The following is a 12,218-nucleotide window of genomic DNA, read 5'->3' on the forward strand; positions in this document are numbered from 1 at the left end:
CATCCGGCGAGGACCCCGATGAATGCCAACCCGATGCACAGTCGAGTGATGGTTCGCGATCGTGTCGAATGGGAACGGAACACATTTACCCCCGCTGAGATCAGCCAGTACATTCAGTCCGATCATGCAAACGGCCCCTGTACCTGAGGCGCAGACTATCAGTGCGCCCGTGCGGCAGAGCCCTAGCGAATAGTCCGGGGCAACGTCAACCCTGAGGTGGATCGTGTCCTCGCCGCTTAACGTGAGTGTCCTGAGGGAGCCACGCTGCGCGATGGCCCCTCCGTGAAAGCTCGATGTGGGAGGACAGAAGACCATGAGCGAACAGACTGAGCCTCGGCCCGTCCGCGTCGCGGACCACCTGACCGACCGGGAGGCCGGCCAGCTGCTGTTGGCATTCCTGACCACCGTCGTTCTCATCCTCGCTGCGGGTTCCTTCCTTTGAGCGCATCCTGACGGAGGTCGCGCATGGGTTACTCCCGATCGCCCCGCGCTGACGGCATCTGGTTGGCGGTGGGTGTGCTCGCCGTGCTGATCGCCGTGGCTGAGTGCGTCGCAGCGATCGTCCTGGTGAACCGCCCCGGCGTCGCTGCCGCCGTCGGACTGCCGGAGTGGGGCGTGCTGTGCGTGAACGTCACCGCCATCGGCGTGATCGTGCTGCTCGTCATCTCGATGCTGATCGGCGTCATTCCACGCGGGGCGCCCCACTGGGACGCGCCGCGCTCCAGGCCGGCCGGCTAGTGCCGGTGACGATCTCAACACCACCCAGCCATGACCAGGACACTGCCGATGCATGCCACCTCCGTCGTGGGGCAGACCTCGGAATGGACGGCGCGAGCCGGGCTTCGCCTCGAACAGCTGCTTCGGCATCTCCCAGTGCACCGGCCGCGCTGGCTGCGTGGCCCGGCACTCTCCGACCCCGTTCGTCGCCCCACGATCGTGACCGAGCGACTCACGCTTCGCGCACACCGGCTTCGGCATCGACGCGCGTGGTACGCGCTCCAGTCCGACCCCGATGTCGTTCGCTACCTGCAATGGCCGCTCCGCTCGCGCACCGCGTCGTTCAAGCACCTCCTCGACCGGATGCGGCACACGCGGCTCGAGCGGAAGGACGACTTCCTGGCGCTTGCCGTGCTGCTCGATGGTCGTGTCATCGGCGACGTCTCGCTCCACCTTCGGAACGTCGACCCTCACCTGCGTCATCTCGAGATCGGGTGGGTGTTCGCTCCGGCTGCGCAAGGACGCGGCTACGCGACCGAGGCAGCCATCGGGATGCTCGAGCTCGCGTTCGGACGGCTCGGAGCGCGGCAGGTGACCGCCCGCATGCAATCGGCGAACGACCGCTCGCAGGCGCTCGCGACGCGGCTCGGCTTCGTCGAGGTGTCGGAGGCACGTGGCATCCGGCTGATGGCCATCAGTTCGGAGCAGTTCGCCCTGACGCGCCGAGCGGCGGCTTCTCGACGGGCGGAATAGACCGCGGCGAAGAGTCGCTCTCTCTCTCAGTGAAGCTGAATCGAGAGGATCGTTCGTGACCACGTGGAGCCCGGAAGAACTCGACCGCATCGGCGGCGCCGAAGAGCTGAAGATCTCGTCGCGCCGGCCCGACGGCACGCTGCGACCCTACGTGATCATCTGGGTCGTGCGCTCCGGCGACGAGCTCTACGTGCGCTCCGCGTACGGCCCGGGCAATCCCTGGTTCGTGCGCGCCCAGAAGAGCGGCGTCGGGCGCATCCGCGCGGGCGGTGTCGAACGCGACGTCGCCTTCGAGGTGCCGGCCGCCGACGTGCACGATGCGATCGACGCGGCCTACCACGCGAAGTACGACCGCCACGGGCCGAGGATCGTCGGCACCGTCGTGGGCCCCAAAGTGGTCGCGACCACGCTCCGGCTGGTGCCGCAGGCCGACTGAGCGGTCAGCGCGCGTAGTCGGAACGGCGCACCGCGGCGGCATCCACCTCGATGCCGAACGCCTCGGCGGCATCGCAGATCGCACGGGCACGCGCGATGCGGGGCAGGTCGCTGCCGTCGCGGATGCCGCAGCGCTCGAGGGTGTCGAGCACCTCGAGCGCCCACGCGAGCTCGTCACCCGAGGGGCTGAGCGCGGCGTTCACCACGTCGACCTGCTCCTCGCGGAGGCAGAGCCGGCCGGTCATGCCGACGGATGCCGCGTGCCGTGAGGCATCCGTCAGCGCCGCCGCCTCGCGACGCACGGTCGGCCCGTCGATCGGTCCCGGCAGGCCCGCGGCACGACTCGTGCTGACCAGGCGCGAGCGCGCGTAGAGCAGCGCCAGCGGGTCGTCGGCCGCACCGGTGTCGCGGCGGAAGTCGCCGCTGCCGAATGCGAGGCGGGCAACACCATGCGTCTCGGCGATGTCGAGCGCCGACTCGATGCCGCGCGCGCTCTCGACGAGCGCGACGAGCGGCAGGCCACCGCCGAGCGCGTCGAGCGTTCGGCGCAACTGGTCGGGCGCCTCGACCTTGGCGAGCACGACGCCCGCGACGAGATCACGACCTCGCAGGAGCGCGACATCCGTTCGCCACTCGTCGGATGCTACGTCGGCGATGCGCACCCACGGCCGGAGCCCTGCGTCGGCGGCCGCGGCGAGCGCGTGACGAGCGCGCCCCTTGTCGGCGGGGGCCACGCCGTCCTCGAGGTCGACGACCACCACGTCGGCTCCGGATGCCGCGACCCGGCTGGCGAGCCCGGGCGCCGAGCCCGGCACGAGCAGCCAGGACCGGGCGAGCCCGGCGGGCACCGTGGAATCGGTGCCCGCCGGGGCCCGGGAGGTGACGCGAACGTCAGTGTCCACGGGCCTGCGCCGCCTTCTCCTGCTCGAGCTCGCCGACGATGGCCGCGATGGCGGCCGTCGACGGGCGCTGCTCGCGTTCGAGCTCGGCTTGCTCGTCGGCGGACAGGTGGTCGTCGACGCTCATCGTCGTCTCGTCGAAGGGCAGGTCGCCGGCGAGCACGCTGCGCAGCTGCTCCCGATCGAGCTGCTTCGTCCAGGTGCCGACGAGCAGGGTGGCCACGGCATTGCCGGTGAAGTTCGTGAGCGCGCGCGCCTCCGACATGAACCGGTCGATGCCGACGATCACGCCGACGCCGTCGACGAGGTCGGGCCGGTGCGCCTGCAGGCCGCCGGCGAGGGTCGCGAGGCCTGCGCCGGTCACGCCGGCCGCACCCTTCGAGGCGACCATCATGAAGAGCAGCAGGCCGATCTGCTCACCGAGCGAGAGCGGCGTGCCCATGGCGCTCGCGATGAACAGCGATGCCATCGTCAGGTAGATCGCGGTGCCGTCGAGGTTGAACGAATAGCCCGTCGGCACCGTGATGCCGGCCACCGACTTCGACACGCCGACGTGCTCCATCTTCGCGATGAGGCGCGGCAGTGCGACCTCGCTCGACGACGTCGAGACGATGAGGAGGTACTCGCGGCCGAGGTACTTCATCATGCGGAAGATGTTGACCCGTGCGACGGCCCACAGCAGCGATCCGAGCACGCCGACGATGAAGATCGCGCACGTGATGTAGAAGGCGATCATGAGGGTGCCGAGGCTGATGATGGCCGCGACGCCCGTGTTCCCCACGACGGCCGCGATCGCGCCGAACGCGCCGATCGGGGCGACCCACATGATCATCGCGAGGATGCGGAACACGAGGGCCTGGATCTGGCGGATCGCGCCGAGGATCGGTGCACCCTTCGACCCCATCTTCTGCAGCGCGAAGCCCACGAGCAGCGCCACGAACAGCACCTGCAGGATGTTCCCGTCGGTGAGCGACGACAGCAGTGAGACGGGGATGATCCCGAGGATGAACTCCGACGTGGTCTTCGGCTCGAGCGTGCTCGTGTCGTACGAGGCGCTCGCGATGTTCAGCCCCTCGCCCGGGTGGATGAGGTTGCCGACGACGAGGCCGATGCCGAGCGCGAAGGTCGACATCACCATGAAGTAGAGGAGCGCGAGCCCGCCCACCTTGCCGACCGTGGCCGCCTTCGCGATCGATCCGACGCCGAGCACGATCGTGCAGAAGATGATCGGGGCGATCATCATCTTGATGAGGAGCACGAAGGCGTCACCGATCGGCTTCAGCCCGACCGCGAAGTCGGGAGCGACGAGTCCCACCGTGATGCCGGCGAGCACGGCCACGATGACCGCGATGTAGAGGTAGTGCGAGGATTCGATCCTCCGCCGGGGCTTCGTGCCCGAGGCCTGAGACTGGAGCGCCATTGCCGTCTGCCTTCCGTGGTCGGTCATCGCCGGTCGACGATGATTCGGTATCGCCCAAGGATGCGACGGCGGATGACGGTGCATCCGGTTGTGTTCATACTGTTCGCGGCGGCCGACCCCACGCGTGTCTAGAGTGATCACGAGCAGCGTTGCGAGGTGGACCATGGTGCGGTGGATTCGGGGCTGGAGCATCGCCGCGAAGCTCTTCGCGCTGCAGCTCGTGATGATCGTGGCGCTCGCGACGGTCGCGGTCGCCTGGATCTGGGCCGACGCCCGAGCCGATGTCGAGCGGGATGCCGCGGCGAAGAGCCTCGCCGTCGCCGAGACGCTCGCCGCCGACCCGTTCGTCGGGACCGCGCTCGGCACCTCCGACCCGTCGTCGCGACTGCAGCCGTATGCGCTCGACGTGATGGACGAGGCGGGCGTCGACTTCGTCACGATCATGGCGCCCGACCGCATCCGCTTCACGCACCCCGACCCGGAGCAGATCGGGCAGGAGTTCCTCGGCAATATCGACCGGGCGCTCGCGGGCGACGCGTTCACCGAGACGTACACGGGCACGCTCGGCCCATCGGTGCGGGCGGTCGTGCCCGTCGAGGCCGACGACGGCGAAGTGATCGCGCTCGTGGCCGTGGGCGTCACGGTCTCGAATACGCAGGTCGCACTCGGTGCCCGCATCGCGACGGTCGTCCTGGCGGCACTCGCGATGATCGGCGTCGGTGCGATCATCGCGTGGCTGCTGAGCCGCTACCTTCGCCGGGTCACATGGGGTCGCGGCGCCGAGGAGATGAGCCGCATGTTCTCGTACTACGAGGGCGTGCTGCACTCCATCGGCGAGGGCCTCGTGCTGCAGGACCGCTCGAATGCGGTCGTGCTCTACAACGACCGTGCGGCCGAGCTGCTCGCACTCCCGCGGCGCGATCGTGAGCGACGCATCGGCGGGGAGGCGCCCGTGCCGCTCACCGAACTCGACCTGCCGCCGGCAGTCGCCGAGGTGCTCTCGCGCACCGAGGCGGTGGTCGACGAGATCGCGATCACGCCGACGCACGTGCTCGTGATCGACCGAGACGTCATCGTCTCGCGCGACCGCGAGCGCGAGCGTGGGCCCGGCGGTGGCCGCATCGGCTCCGTCACGACCCTGCGCGACCACACGGAACTGCAGGAGCTCACCGGCGAGCTCGAGACGATGACGACGCTCTCCGACGCGCTGCGCTCGCAGGCGCACGAGTTCGCGAACCGGCTGCACACGATCATCGCCCTCATAGAACTCGATCGGGCAGCGGATGCCGCGGCGCTCGCCAGCTCCGAGCTCGCGCTGAGCCAGGCGCTCGCCGACCGGCTCCTGTCCGCCGTCGAGGAGCCGGTGCTCCTCGCGCTGCTGCTCGGCAAGGCCGCGCAGGCGAGCGAACGCGGCATCGCCTTCGAGATCGAGCTGCCCGACCGGCTCGAGGCGACGTCGGTGCCGGCCCGCGACCTCATCACGATCGTCGGCAACCTCATCGACAACGCCCTTGATGCAGCGGCGGCGACACCGGCACCGCGAGTGGAGGTCGCCGTCGAGCTCAACCTCGGGGCTGACGAGTTGCGCATCGCGGTGGGCGACAGCGGCAGCGGCCCGGATGCCGGCGATCGCGTCTTCGATCTCGGCGTCACCACGAAGCAGGCGGCAGGCCACGGCATCGGGCTGGCCCTCGTGCGCCAGACCGTCACGCGTCTCGGCGGCGGCATCCGAGTGCAGGGCTCGACCTTCGAGGTGACGCTGCCGACCGCGCGCGCATCGTCGCCGGTTCCCGGGGGTGACCGGGATGCCTGAGGCGATCCTCGTGCTCGTCGTCGAAGACGATCCGATCACCGCCGAAGCCCACGCGGCCTATGTCGGCAGGGTCGAGGGCTTCGTCGCGGCCGGCGTCGCGCACACCGGTCACGAGGCGTTCCGGATGCTCCGCGACGCCCGCGAGGGCCGCACTCCCCCGATCGACCTCATCCTCCTCGACGTGAACCTGCCCGACACGACGGGCATCGAGCTCTGCCGCTCACTCCGCGCCTCGGGCATCGAGATCGACGTCATCGCCGTGACCGCGGTGCGCGAGGCCGCGGTCGTGCGCTCGGCGGTCTCACTCGGCATCGTGCAGTACCTCATCAAGCCGTTCGGCTTCGCGGCCTTCGCCGAGAAGCTCAACGCCTATCGCGACTACCGCGCGCGAGTCGGTTCTGCCGTGGTCACCGACCAGCAGGAGGTGGATGCCTCGTTCGCCGCCCTCCGCACCTCGTCGGGCGCCGACCTCCCGAAGGGCCTCACGCGCGAGACGCTCGAGCGGGTGCGCGCGGCGGTTCGCGACGCCCCGGCCGGCGCACTGTCGGCGGCCGAGCTCGCCGCCGCGCTCGATCTCTCACGCGTCACCGCGCGCCGCTACCTCGAGCACCTCGCCGACACCGGCGTCGTCGAGCGTGCAGGCCGCTACGGCACCCCGGGTCGCCCCGAGGTCGAGTACCGTCGCCGCTGAACGGGTTTCGCGTACGCGTGAACGGCGCGGCGTGCAACCCTCTGCCCGCCGCTGCCCCACAGCGCTACATTCGAGCGCAAGTTCGCCGACGAGAGGAACGTGATCATGACCGACGCCAGAGACCCGTTCGACCAGCCGTTGAACCCCGACCGCGACGATGCTCCGCTCGATCCCGACATGGACGCCGACCGGGTGGATTCCGCCGAGGCCGACCGGCGGGCAGCTCAGGACGGCACGAAGGTGACGAGCGCGAGCGAGGGCGACCCGATGGACGACACGTCGCCCGTCGACAACCTCGAGTAGCACCGCGTCGCAAGGGCGTGCGTGCGCTCAGAACCGCGGCGGACCCGCGCGCACGCGATCGCGGGAGTAGTCGGCGACGTGGTCGGCGGGCACGTTCCAGTCGGATTCGAGCCACCACGTGACACCCGCGTCGGCCCACGGGCGCACGATCGCGGCATCGGCTGCGGCATCGGTGCCGCTCGTGGTGCCCTCGTGCAGGATGTCGAAGGGGCGCTCGGCGAGGCCGGCCTGCTCGCGTTCGGCGCGGATCCACGCGATGGCCTCGGCGGCGATCTCGGGCGTGTACGTGCGCTGCTGCAGGTTCGGGTCGATGCCGGCGCCGGGCGGCGCGTAGTTCGGAATCCACCCGTCGTATCGCGCAACGCGGCGCATCGACTTCATGCGCGGCCAGACGCCGACGACCCATATGGGGATGCGCGGCTCCTGCACGATGGCGGGCGGCAGCATCGAGTCGGTGCGCTTCGCGTGGAAGTGCCGGCCCTCGTACGCGAACGGCTCACCGCGCCAGAGCGGCTGCAGCAGCTCGAGCTCCTCGTCGAGCAGCTCGGCGCGCACCTTGCGGCCCGGGTCGTCTTCGAAGATCCAGAAACGCGGCTCGAACTCCTCGGGCACGCCAAGGCCCACCGAGAGGATGACGCGGCCGTTCGAGAGCCGGTCGACCGTCATCGTCTGCCCGGCGAGCTCCCACGGGCGTCGCCGTGGCACGGGTGTGAGCATCGTGCCGAGGCGGATGCGGTCGGTCACCATGGCGGCCGCCGCGAGCGTGGCCCACGGGTCGGTTGCCCAGATGCCCTCCCACACGAAGAACGCATCCCAGCCGGATGCCTCGGCGAGCGGCGCGAGCTCGACCGCGAGCTGGGGATCGGTACCGGTGAAGATGAACCCGTGCTTCATGCGGCCGACGCTACCGGCGGCCTCCGACAACGAACCGGACGATCAGCAGCGGTCTGCTCCTCGCTGCGACCGTCCGTCGTGCGGCAAGATGGGACGAATGAGCTCCGTCCTTGCCGTCTCGCAGGAAGAAGTCGACGACCTCCAGCGCCGCCTTCGAAGCACTCGATGGTCGCCGAGCTGGCCCGAACTCGGCTGGGCGGCCGGCACGGACCAGAGCGAGTTGCGACGTCTCGTCTCCTACTGGGCCGATGGATTCGACTGGTTCACGCAGCAACGCGCGATCAACGAACTGCCGTGGGAGACTGCCGTCATCGGCGGCACCCTGTTGCGCTATCTGAGCTTTCGGGCCGAGAGCGCGGGCGCTCTACCGCTGATCTTGACCAACGGCTGGCCGAGCACCGCCATCGAGCTCGTCGATCTCGCGCGGCGGCTGTCGAGCCCGTCAGCATACGGGGGCGGCGCCGCCGACGCGTTCACTGTCATCGTTCCCGCGCTCCCCGGCTTTCCGCTCTCTCCGCAACGATCGAGCCACGTGGAGCAGACGCACGAACTCTGGCACGCCTTGATGCGCGACCACCTCGGGTTCGAGCGCTACGCCGCCCACGGCGGCGATCTCGGCGCCGGCATCACGTCGCGATTGGCGCAGGCGTACCCCGATGAAGTGGTGGCCATCCATCTGCTCTCGGTCGCCCACCCCTCCTCCCTCGACGAGGCGACGCTCAGCGATCCCGAGCGCGCCCATCTTGACACGGTGCAACAGTGGACCCAGGAAGAAGGCGCGTATCAACACCAGCAGCAGACGCGACCGCTCACGCTCGCCCCAGCTCTCGCCGATTCGCCGACCGGCCTGCTCGCCTGGATCATCGAGAAGTATCGCGCTTGGAGCGATTCCGGTGGCGACATCTCCGTCCGCTTCAGCGATGACTTCCTGCTCACGCAGGCCTCGCTCTACTGGTTCACGAACTCGATCTCGACCTCGTTCCGCCCGTACTGGGAGTTCGCAACCGGGCTCACGACCCGGGTGCAGCGGGTCGACGTGCCGACGGCCGTGGCCGTCTTTCCGCGGGACCTCGCACAGCCTCCGCGATCCTGGGCCGAACGCACCTACCAGGTTGTGCGGTACACGCGGATGCCACGGGGCGGCCACTTCGCACCCCATGAGGAGCCCGAGCTCCTGGCGTCAGACCTGACGGAGTTCCTCCGGCCGTTTCGGTGACCACCACGGAAGCGACGGGGTGATGGGCGTGCCGGCACTCCTCAGATCGGAGACCTCGCGCGACTCCTCGGCTGGGCAGATGCCCCGCGCCGGCGTCATCCTCGGGGATGATTCAGTGCACGCGCCCAGTCGCGCGCGGGATCCGCTGGGTAGACTGCAACGACACCACGCCGCCTGCTGAACGGCATCCGCCGTGTCCGACGACTGGAGCCCACTCCCATGATTTCGACCTCGCTCATCCCCTGGCTCGACCCCGAGACCATCATTTCCGGGGCAGGTCCGTGGGCTCTCGTGGTGGTGTGCGCGATCGTCTTCGCCGAGACGGGCCTGCTCGTCGGCTTCCTGCTCCCGGGCGACACCCTGCTCATCATCTCGGGCCTGCTCACGCACACCGTGCTCGTGTTCGGGGTCGACATCTGGTGGGTGTGCCTCGCGATTGGCGTCGCGGCATTCCTCGGCGGCGAAGTGGGCTATCTCATCGGCCACAAGTTCGGCCCGAGCATCTTCGAACGCAAGGAATCCGGGCTGTTCAGCGTCAGGAACGTCGAACGTACAAACGCGTTCTTCGAGCGCTTCGGCGCGCTCGCGATCATCCTCGCCCGCTTCGTGCCCATCGTGCGCACGTTCGCTCCCGTGGCGGCGGGCGTCGGCCACATGAACTACAAGAAGTACTCGCTCTACAACCTCATCGGCGCGCTCATCTGGGGTGTCGGCCTCACGTACGTCGGCTACCTCATCGGCTACATCCCCCCGATCGCCGACTTCGTGCAGGAGTACATCGACGTCATCCTCCTCGGTGCCGTGGTGCTCACCCTGATCCCCACCGTGTGGCACTACTTCCAGTCGGCGAGCAAGGCGAAGAAGGCTGCAGCGGCCGGCAAAGACGTGGTCACCGACCCCGAAGAAGCCCAGCACCTCGTGCTCGACCCCGAGGTCTTCGACCGGGGCCCCGAGCACGACGGCCGCTAGGACCTCACCGCGGCGAGGCGGGCTCCGCTCGACCGGACGACGGCACCTCCCTCGCGGCCGCCGACGCCCGCTCGAAACTCGTCTTCAGCGGTGCTGCGGCTGCTCGTGCTCGGCTCGGCCGGCCGGCTCGAGCTGGAAGGTCGAGTGCGCCACGTCGAAGTGGTCGCTGAGACATCCGCCGAGCTCATCGAGCAGTTCACCCGTGCGGCCGGTGGCGAAGACGTCGGGCTCGACCTCGACGTGCGCGCTGAAGACGTGCGATCCCGAGGTGATCGCCCACACGTGCACGTCGTGCACGGCGACCACGCCGCGCGTGCGGAGGATGTGCTCGCGGATCTCGGCGACATCGGTATCGGCCGGCGCCGACTCGCTGAGCACCCGCATCACGTCGCGGAGCAGCAGCAACGCGCGCGGCACGATGAGCACCGCGATGAACAGCGAGGCGATCGCGTCGGCCTGCGCGAAGCCCGTCGTCAGCAGCACGATCGCGGCGACGATGACCGCGGCCGAACCGATGAGGTCGCCGAACACCTCGAGGTAGGCGCCGCGCATGTTGATCGAGTCCTTGGCGCCGCCGCGAAGCACGAGCAGCGCCGCCGAATTCGCGACGAGGCCCACGACGGCGATCGCGAGCATCAGGCCACCCTGCACCTCGGGCGGCTCAGGCGCCACGAGCCGCCCGATCGCCCCGATCGTGACGGAGCCGGCGATCACGAGCAGGATCACGCCGTTGACGAGGGCCGCGAACACCTCGACGCGCTGGTACCCGTAGGTCTGCCGATCGGTCGCCGGACGCGCGGCCACGATCACCGCGATGAGCGCGATGATGAGGCCGATGAGGTCGGAGAACATGTGGCCCGCGTCGGCGAGCAGCGCGAGCGACCCGCTCAGCCACGCGCCGGCGACCTCGAGCACGAGCACCGCCGCGACGATGCCGATGGCGATGCCGAGCCGGGCGCGGTTGGCGCCCTGGCGCGAGTGGTCGTGCGAATGTCCCATGTCCTCTCCAGCGTAGGCCCGAAATCCCCGGCCGGCCCGTGACGGGAATGAGTCGCGTTCTCAGCGCGGGCCGACGCCGGGCCGGCGCTGGAGATGCGGCTCAGCGGATGCCTCAGCCGAGGCCGCGGCGGAACCCCTCGCGCCAGCTCGGCCACGCGGGCTCCCACCCGAGCTCCCGCTTCGCCTTCGCGTTCGATGCACCGCGCACCCGCGTCATCATCGAGACGCCGTGCTCGCCGATGAGGGGGCGGGCCATCCAGGCGGGAATCCGCATGGGCGGCTTGGCGCCGATCGCGCGGGCCAGCTCGGGCAGCCACACCGCCACGGGTGCCGGGTCGTCGTCGACGATGTTGTAGACGCCCGGTGCACCCCGGGTGACGGCCACGGCGGCGGCGGATGCCGCGTCGTCGATGTGGCAGAACGACCAGACGCCGGCGCCACCTCCGACGAGCGGGAGCTTCCGCGCCCTGAGCATCTCGATGACCGAGCCGCCGCGCCCGATGTCGTTGCCGGGGCCGTACAGTGCGCCGTAGCGGAGCGCCAGCCCCCCGGCATCCGTCGTCTGCTGCTCGACGTGGCGGATCGCGGCGAGCGTCTCGCGCGATGCCTTCGTCGGGTTCGGATCGAGCGGGTCCTCCTCGGTCTTCACCGGCCCTCCCGTGCGCTCGGTCGGCCAGCCCGCGTAGCTCTGCGCGACGAAGCGCCCGACGCCCGCCTCGGCGGCGGCGGCGAGCAGGTGATCGGTGCCGCGCGTGCGGAGCGCGTTCGTCGCCGCGAAGATCTCGTCGAAGCGCTTCAGGTCGCCGACCTGCCCGCTCAGCGCCGTGAGCTGGTGCACGATCACGTCGGGATGCGCGTCGAGCACCGCACGGCGCACGGATGCCGCGTCGAGGCCGTTCATGACCACACCCGTCGCGCCCGCCCGCTCGAGCTCGCCGAGGCGCGCCTCGCTCCGTGACGTGCCGACCACCTCGTGCCCGGCCGCCAGGAGCAGCGGCACGAGCCTCGTTCCGACGGCGCCTGTGGCTCCCGCGATGAATACGCGCATGGTGTTCCTTTCTCCAGTCTCACCCCCTCCGACGAACGGGTACCCCGATCTGTGACACCCT

General features: G+C 69.8%; 14 protein-coding genes. 9 read left to right on the forward strand and 5 right to left on the reverse strand.

All coding sequences use genetic code 11. The features are described from left to right. Positions 1-313 precede the first annotated feature (313 nt). The 4 genes from QFZ26_RS01680 to QFZ26_RS01695 are packed head-to-tail and all read left to right on the forward strand — an operon-like array spanning position 314 to position 1,906. Positions 314-442, forward strand: coding sequence for a hypothetical protein (locus tag QFZ26_RS01680; RefSeq protein ID WP_307038747.1), 129 nt, complete (start codon positions 314-316; stop codon positions 440-442). 23 nt (positions 443-465) lie between these two features. Then, positions 466-738: a hypothetical protein gene (locus QFZ26_RS01685; protein WP_307038748.1), complete on the forward strand. Its 273-nt coding sequence runs from the start codon at positions 466-468 to the stop codon at positions 736-738. Positions 739-786: 48 nt separating this feature from the next. Continuing rightward, positions 787-1,470: a GNAT family N-acetyltransferase gene (locus QFZ26_RS01690; protein WP_307038749.1), complete on the forward strand. Its 684-nt coding sequence runs from the start codon at positions 787-789 to the stop codon at positions 1,468-1,470. Positions 1,471-1,525: 55 nt separating this feature from the next. Next, the gene (locus QFZ26_RS01695; protein ID WP_307038750.1) at positions 1,526-1,906 is read left to right on the forward strand and encodes a DUF2255 family protein; all 381 of its coding nucleotides are present in this window, start codon (positions 1,526-1,528) and stop codon (positions 1,904-1,906) included. A 4-nt stretch (positions 1,907-1,910) separates the two neighbouring features. Here the strand turns inward: QFZ26_RS01695 and QFZ26_RS01700 are convergent, their stop codons facing one another. After that, positions 1,911-2,807, reverse strand: a complete 897-nt coding sequence (locus QFZ26_RS01700) for an HpcH/HpaI aldolase/citrate lyase family protein (RefSeq protein WP_307038751.1) — start codon at positions 2,805-2,807, stop codon at positions 1,911-1,913. After that, positions 2,797-4,224, reverse strand: a complete 1,428-nt coding sequence (locus QFZ26_RS01705; RefSeq protein WP_307038752.1) for a cation:dicarboxylate symporter family transporter — start codon at positions 4,222-4,224, stop codon at positions 2,797-2,799. Before QFZ26_RS01705 ends, QFZ26_RS01700 begins: the two co-directional genes overlap by 11 nt. 163 nt (positions 4,225-4,387) lie before the next feature. Here QFZ26_RS01705 and QFZ26_RS01710 point away from each other — a divergent pair, with 163 nt between their 5' ends. The 3 genes from QFZ26_RS01710 (at position 4,388) to QFZ26_RS01720 (ending at position 7,031) form a co-directional block, all read left to right on the forward strand. Next, positions 4,388-6,037, forward strand: coding sequence for an ATP-binding protein (locus tag QFZ26_RS01710; protein WP_307038753.1), 1,650 nt, complete (start codon positions 4,388-4,390; stop codon positions 6,035-6,037). Next, positions 6,030-6,728, forward strand: a complete 699-nt coding sequence (locus QFZ26_RS01715; RefSeq protein WP_307038754.1) for a response regulator — start codon at positions 6,030-6,032, stop codon at positions 6,726-6,728. The genes QFZ26_RS01710 and QFZ26_RS01715 overlap by 8 nt, the downstream gene beginning before the upstream one ends. 105 nt (positions 6,729-6,833) lie before the next feature. Further along, complete coding sequence (locus QFZ26_RS01720) at positions 6,834-7,031, forward strand: hypothetical protein (RefSeq protein ID WP_307038755.1); 198 nt, start codon at positions 6,834-6,836, stop codon at positions 7,029-7,031. Between the two features lie 27 nt (positions 7,032-7,058). On the opposite strand, the gene QFZ26_RS01725 is transcribed toward QFZ26_RS01720, so the two are convergent. Next, entirely contained in the window at positions 7,059-7,925 is an 867-nt protein-coding gene (locus tag QFZ26_RS01725; protein WP_307038756.1) for an LLM class flavin-dependent oxidoreductase, read from the reverse strand. Positions 7,926-8,022: 97 nt separating this feature from the next. Here QFZ26_RS01725 and QFZ26_RS01730 point away from each other — a divergent pair, with 97 nt between their 5' ends. Beyond that, positions 8,023-9,141: an epoxide hydrolase family protein gene (locus tag QFZ26_RS01730; RefSeq protein ID WP_307038757.1), complete on the forward strand. Its 1,119-nt coding sequence runs from the start codon at positions 8,023-8,025 to the stop codon at positions 9,139-9,141. Positions 9,142-9,360: 219 nt separating this feature from the next. After that, entirely contained in the window at positions 9,361-10,110 is a 750-nt protein-coding gene (locus tag QFZ26_RS01735) for a DedA family protein (protein ID WP_307038758.1), read from the forward strand. An 84-nt stretch (positions 10,111-10,194) separates the two neighbouring features. On the opposite strand, the gene QFZ26_RS01740 is transcribed toward QFZ26_RS01735, so the two are convergent. Together QFZ26_RS01740 and QFZ26_RS01745 are read right to left on the reverse strand one after the other, a co-directional pair. After that, positions 10,195-11,109, reverse strand: a complete 915-nt coding sequence (locus tag QFZ26_RS01740; protein WP_307038759.1) for a cation diffusion facilitator family transporter — start codon at positions 11,107-11,109, stop codon at positions 10,195-10,197. 112 nt (positions 11,110-11,221) lie between these two features. Continuing rightward, positions 11,222-12,157 (reverse strand): NAD-dependent epimerase/dehydratase family protein, encoded by a 936-nt coding sequence (locus QFZ26_RS01745; protein WP_307038760.1) that lies wholly within the window; start codon positions 12,155-12,157, stop codon positions 11,222-11,224. Positions 12,158-12,218: the final 61 nt, after the last annotated feature.

Origin of the sequence: Agromyces ramosus (assembly GCF_030817175.1) — a bacterium.
Classification (GTDB): Bacteria; Actinomycetota; Actinomycetes; order Actinomycetales; family Microbacteriaceae; genus Agromyces; species Agromyces ramosus_A.